The organism is Mesorhizobium sp. M7A.F.Ca.CA.001.10.2.1 (assembly GCF_003998575.1).
Classification (GTDB): Bacteria; Pseudomonadota; Alphaproteobacteria; order Rhizobiales; family Rhizobiaceae; genus Mesorhizobium.
In genome coordinates, this window is the sequence record NZ_RZQY01000505.1 from 1 (window position 1) to 4,476 (window position 4,476).

A 4,476-nucleotide genomic window follows, 5' to 3' on the forward strand; every position below is an offset into this window, starting at 1 on the left:
CCATGTGCTGGCGGCGATCGGCGGCGCGAAACTTGTCGGCAGCGCGCCGGAAATGGCGCCCGGCACGTTCTGGCAGGATCCCCGGAAATGACCGCATTGGGAACCGACGGCACGCGTGATGCTCCGCCGAGCATGTCCGGCCGACGCAGTCTGGCGACGGCACTCATGCCCGCGCTGACTGTTGCGGTCTCCCTGCTCGGGCTTTGCCTGCTGTGGAACCTTGCGGCAAGTGTCTGGCCAAGCCGTGCCTTTCCAGGGCCTCGGCAGGTCTGGCAGGTGCTTCTCAGGGAGGCTGCGAGCGGCGACCTCTTTTACCATCTCGGCGTGACTCTCGGCCGGGTCGCCGCGGCATATATCGTCGCCATGATCATCGGATCCGTCATCGGCGTTTTGCTCGGCAGCCATCGTCGCGTCGACCGCTTTTTCAACCCATGGGTGATCCTGTTCCTCAACATCCCGGCGCTGGTGGTCATCGTCCTCGGCTACATTTGGTTCGGCCTCAACGAGGCGGCGGCGATCGGCGCGGTGGCGGTGAACAAGATCCCGAATGTCGTGGTGACGATGCGCGAAGGCGCCAGGGCGCTTGATCCAAGTTACGCCGAAATGGCCACCGTCTATCGCTTCGGCCGCCTTGAACGCATCCGCCATATCCTGCTGCCGCAATTGCAGCCCTATCTTGCCGCCGCATCGCGATCCGGCATTGCCCTCATCTGGAAGATCGTCCTGGTCGTCGAACTGCTCGGCCGCTCGAACGGTGTCGGCTTCCAGATCCATCTCTATTTCCAGCTCTTCGATGTCGCCGCCATCCTTGCCTACACGCTGGCTTTCGTGGCGGTGATGCTTGTCATTGAACTTCTCCTGGTGCAGCCCGTTGAACGACATGCAACCCGTTGGCGCCGTCGTCCCGCTTAAGGTCGACATCGCCGAAAAGACCTTCAGGTCCACGCGAGGCGTCTCGATCACGGCGCTTCAGGACCTTTCCTTCGAGGTCCGGCAAGGCGAATTCGCCTGCTTGCTGGGACCGTCGGGCTGCGGCAAAACCACGACGCTGCGTATCCTGCTTGGCTTGGACAAAGACTTTTCCGGCTCCTTTCAGTTGCCGCAAGGAGGTTCGAACCGCATCGCCGCCGTATTCCAGGAACCGACCCTGCTGCCGTGGCGAACGGTGGAACAGAATGTCAGGCTGGCGTTGCCCAAAAGCTTGAGAGCGAAAAATCTCGACGGGCTGTTCGACACGCTCGGCCTCGCCGGCATGCGCTCGCTCTATCCTGCCGAACTGTCGCTCGGCCTTGCGCGCAGGGCAGCACTTGCCAGGGCTTTCGCCACCGAGCCGGCGGTGCTTTTCCTGGACGAACCTTTTGTCTCGCTCGACGAACAGACCGCCGAGCGGCTTCGGCATCTGCTTTTGACCGTGTGGTCGGCACGGCCAACGACCGCCTTGATGGTGACGCACAATCTACGCGAGGCACTGATGCTGTCGGACCGCATCATCGTGCTCGCGCCACGGCCAACCCATGTGCTCGGCGTGTTCGACGTACGGTTGCCACGGCAACATCGCAATTCGCAGGTGATGAGCGACCTCCTGCGGTCGTTCCATCATAGATTTCCGGACGTCACCTGATCGCCTGCTGGCGAAATGCATATCGGAGGCCTTCATGTCGGTTGATCGGCTAAGACGCAGGCTTGTGAGTGGCTTCACCTGCACCGCTGCCAGCGCCGCCTTGCTGCCATGCTGCCTCGGACGAGCCGTTCTGGCCGCAGGCGGCAGCTTGCGGTTCTCGACCACGCAAATCGCCGACGGCGTCTTCGCCTTCCAGGGCGCGGATGAATTGATGACCGCCGCCAACAACGGTGCGATCTGCAATCTGGGCGCCGTCATCGGCACCGATGCGGTTGCCGTCATCGACAGCGGTGGCAGCCTGATCGAGGCGCAGGCCTTTCTCGCCGCGATCGGAAAGCTGACAGCAAAGCCGGTTCGCTTCCTGGTCAACACCCACATGCATCCCGACCACATCTTCGGCAATGCGGCATTCCGGAAGATCGGCGCGACCATCGTCGGTCACCGCAATCTGCCGCGTGCTCTCGAGGCGCGTGGAGCGTTCTATCTGCACAACTATCGCGAACAGCTTGGCGAGGCGTTGATGGAGGGGATCGAGATCGTGCCGCCGACCATGCTGGTCGACGATCGCCTGCAACTCGACCTCGGCGGGCGCATGATTGAACTGCGGGCATGGAAGGCGGCGCACACCGACAACGACCTGACCGTATTCGATACCGCGACCAGAACGCTTTTTGCCGGCGATCTCGTGTTCATGGGCTCCTTGCCGACGCTCGACGGATCACTGCTTGGATGGCTCCGCCAGATGGATGCGCTCACCGCGATCGACGCCACGCGCGTCGTTCCAGGTCATGGTCCTGTAACGGCCGACTGGCCACAGGCGCTGGCGGGGGAGCGACGCTATTTCGAGATTCTGGCGCGCGATATCCGAAAGGCGATCGCCGACGGAACGCCGCTGCGCGAAGCAGTCAAAACCGCTGGCGAAACCGAACGGGATAATTGGCACCTGTTCGACGACTACAACCAGCGCAACGCAACGGCCGCATTTGCCGAACTCGAGTGGGAATAGACGATGCCGACATGCGTCCAGCAGCTGTAAGGCACGGCGATTTGCCAAGGCGTCGCCAAAGGCTTATCCTCAACGCCAGCCTGGGCACCACCTCTCTGCATTGGTGGAGGCATCGAAATGCAAAATCACCCTTACTCGAGCCGGCAGCTCGCTTTGCCGCTCGCATCCGTTTTTGTCGCGATCATCTTGGCCATCGGCACGCTGCTCGGTTCCTCCGGAACCGCCAGCGCACAGCAAACAACCGCGTCCTCGGACAGAATCTGGCATGACTTGAAGGGCGACGTGTTCGGCGATCGGGCAATTCTGGTCGATACCGGCGTCGTCAGGATCGAAGCGCCGAAGCGGGCGCAGGATGCCGCCATCGTGCCCGTGGACATCTATCTCGATCCAGCCAAGGCGCCGGACGGCATCAAATCCGTTACCTTGATCATCGATGCCAACCCTGCACCGGTGGCGGCAACGTTCCAGCTCGGCAAGGATGCCGGCGTGACGCATCTGTCGACGCGCGTGCGCGTCAACGACTATTCCTATCTGCGTGCCATCGCTGAGACGCAGAGCGGCCAGCTCCATATGATGCAGACCTTCGTCAAGGCATCAGGCGGATGCTCCGCCCCTGCGGTCAAGAACCAGGACGAGGCCAACGCGACGATGGGTCAGATGAAGCTGCGCCAGTTCCCGCCCAAAGAGACGATGACCAAGACTGAGGAACTGCAGTTGATGATCCGGCACCCTAACAATTCGGGCCTGCAGCGGGATCCGCTGACCCAGTATTTCATACCGGCGCATTTTGTTCAGAAACTGTCGATCTCGCAAGCCGGCCGGCCGATCCTCTCCATGGAAGGTGGAATATCGATTTCGGAAGACCCCAATTTCCGGTTCGATTTCACCGTGCATGGCAACGGCGAAATCCAGGTGGAAGCGACCGACACGGATGGCAAAACATTCCGCAATCAGTGGCCCCTGGAGACAGCAGGTCTCTAAAGTATCCCTCTTGCGCCGTAATGCCGGATGCTTGCCAGCTCGATCCCCGAAGTGAAGCTCATTTCGGGAGGATCATGTCCAGGCAAAGGATGGAACTCCATCCGGCTTGCGGAGGGAGCAGGCTCTAAAAGCAGCGCACGTCGGCTTCCGACTGCGCGCGCTTCAATTCGGTACGGGCGGCCTTCGCCGGTGCGCTTTCGCGAAACAGCCCAGCGTTTTCGCCTGTGGTCAAAGACATACTCTTGAAAGTCTCGGCCCTCTCATAGTGGTCGTACGGAAGGATCGAGGCGATGACGTCGATCGAGCAGGAACAGCTTTCCAGCGCCTTACGTGTCTGGCCGTTCGTCTGCATGCAGCCGAGCACGTAATCGGCAATCGTTGCTGTCGGGTAATCTCCCGCGGCGCCCGCCGGGTTTGCGAAGGCCAGCGGCGCGGCCAGGAGCAGCGGCAAGGTCGAAAATCCAACATATCTGATCATGGGAAAACCTCCGGTTAGCCTGGGCGCGATGTGCCAAGTCGGGATCACCGTGGCAGTTGGCAACGAGCCGCAGAGTCAGTCAAGCGCCCATGGCTTCCGTATACGACCAAAGGAGGAATGCGGTACTCATCGACCGTGGTTCCGCATGGCGGCCTGATGGCCCGCTCCACACCCCAACTCCAACGATCATCTCATGCTTGGCCCACTATCGATTCTCCATGCAGCACGTAGATGGCCAGGCCGAGACATCGAAGTGAATACCGCTAAATAAAATCCTTGCTTAGGTGAAATGTAAAACTCAAAAAATAATCAAATTTTATGCGGTCAACCGTTATTTAGCTAGTAGAAATACTTTATCTAACCAATACTGTCCTAGTTATTTCCTTATAT

5 protein-coding genes are annotated in these 4,476 nt (G+C 60.3%); 4 read left to right on the forward strand and 1 reads right to left on the reverse strand.

Features of this window, described 5'->3' with window-relative positions:
* The first annotated feature begins 87 nt into the window (after positions 1-87).
* From EN964_RS25905 to EN964_RS25920, 4 genes are all read left to right on the forward strand, one after another.
* Positions 88-912: an ABC transporter permease gene (locus EN964_RS25905; protein WP_127269855.1), complete on the forward strand. Its 825-nt coding sequence runs from the start codon at positions 88-90 to the stop codon at positions 910-912.
* A complete protein-coding gene (locus tag EN964_RS25910; RefSeq protein WP_127269606.1) occupies positions 881-1,621 on the forward strand; it encodes an ABC transporter ATP-binding protein in 741 nt (246 codons plus the stop codon). Before EN964_RS25905 ends, EN964_RS25910 begins: the two co-directional genes overlap by 32 nt.
* Positions 1,622-1,655: 34 nt before the next feature.
* Positions 1,656-2,627 (forward strand): quinoprotein relay system zinc metallohydrolase 2, encoded by a 972-nt coding sequence (locus EN964_RS25915; RefSeq protein ID WP_127269857.1) that lies wholly within the window; start codon positions 1,656-1,658, stop codon positions 2,625-2,627.
* Positions 2,628-2,744: 117 nt separating this feature from the next.
* Complete coding sequence (locus EN964_RS25920; protein ID WP_127269859.1) at positions 2,745-3,608, forward strand: quinoprotein dehydrogenase-associated SoxYZ-like carrier; 864 nt, start codon at positions 2,745-2,747, stop codon at positions 3,606-3,608.
* A gap of 124 nt (positions 3,609-3,732) precedes the next feature.
* Here EN964_RS25920 and EN964_RS25925 read toward each other — a convergent pair whose 3' ends face one another.
* On the reverse strand, positions 3,733-4,086 hold the full coding sequence (locus tag EN964_RS25925; RefSeq protein WP_127269861.1) for a hypothetical protein: 354 nt from the start codon (positions 4,084-4,086) through the stop codon (positions 3,733-3,735).
* Between the last annotated feature and the right edge of the window lie 390 nt (positions 4,087-4,476).

Bases quoted from the DNA above. Each gene is read 5' to 3' on its own strand.
- EN964_RS25905 (WP_127269855.1), top strand. From the start codon at position 88: ATGACCGCATTGGGAACCGACGGCACGCGTGATGCTCCGCCGAGCATG.
- EN964_RS25915 (WP_127269857.1), top strand. From the start codon at position 1,656: ATGTCGGTTGATCGGCTAAGACGCAGGCTTGTGAGTGGCTTCACCTGC.
- EN964_RS25920 (WP_127269859.1), top strand. From the start codon at position 2,745: ATGCAAAATCACCCTTACTCGAGCCGGCAGCTCGCTTTGCCGCTCGCA.
- EN964_RS25925 (WP_127269861.1), bottom strand. From the start codon at position 4,086: ATGATCAGATATGTTGGATTTTCGACCTTGCCGCTGCTCCTGGCCGCG.
- EN964_RS25910 (WP_127269606.1), top strand. From the start codon at position 881: ATGCAACCCGTTGGCGCCGTCGTCCCGCTTAAGGTCGACATCGCCGAA.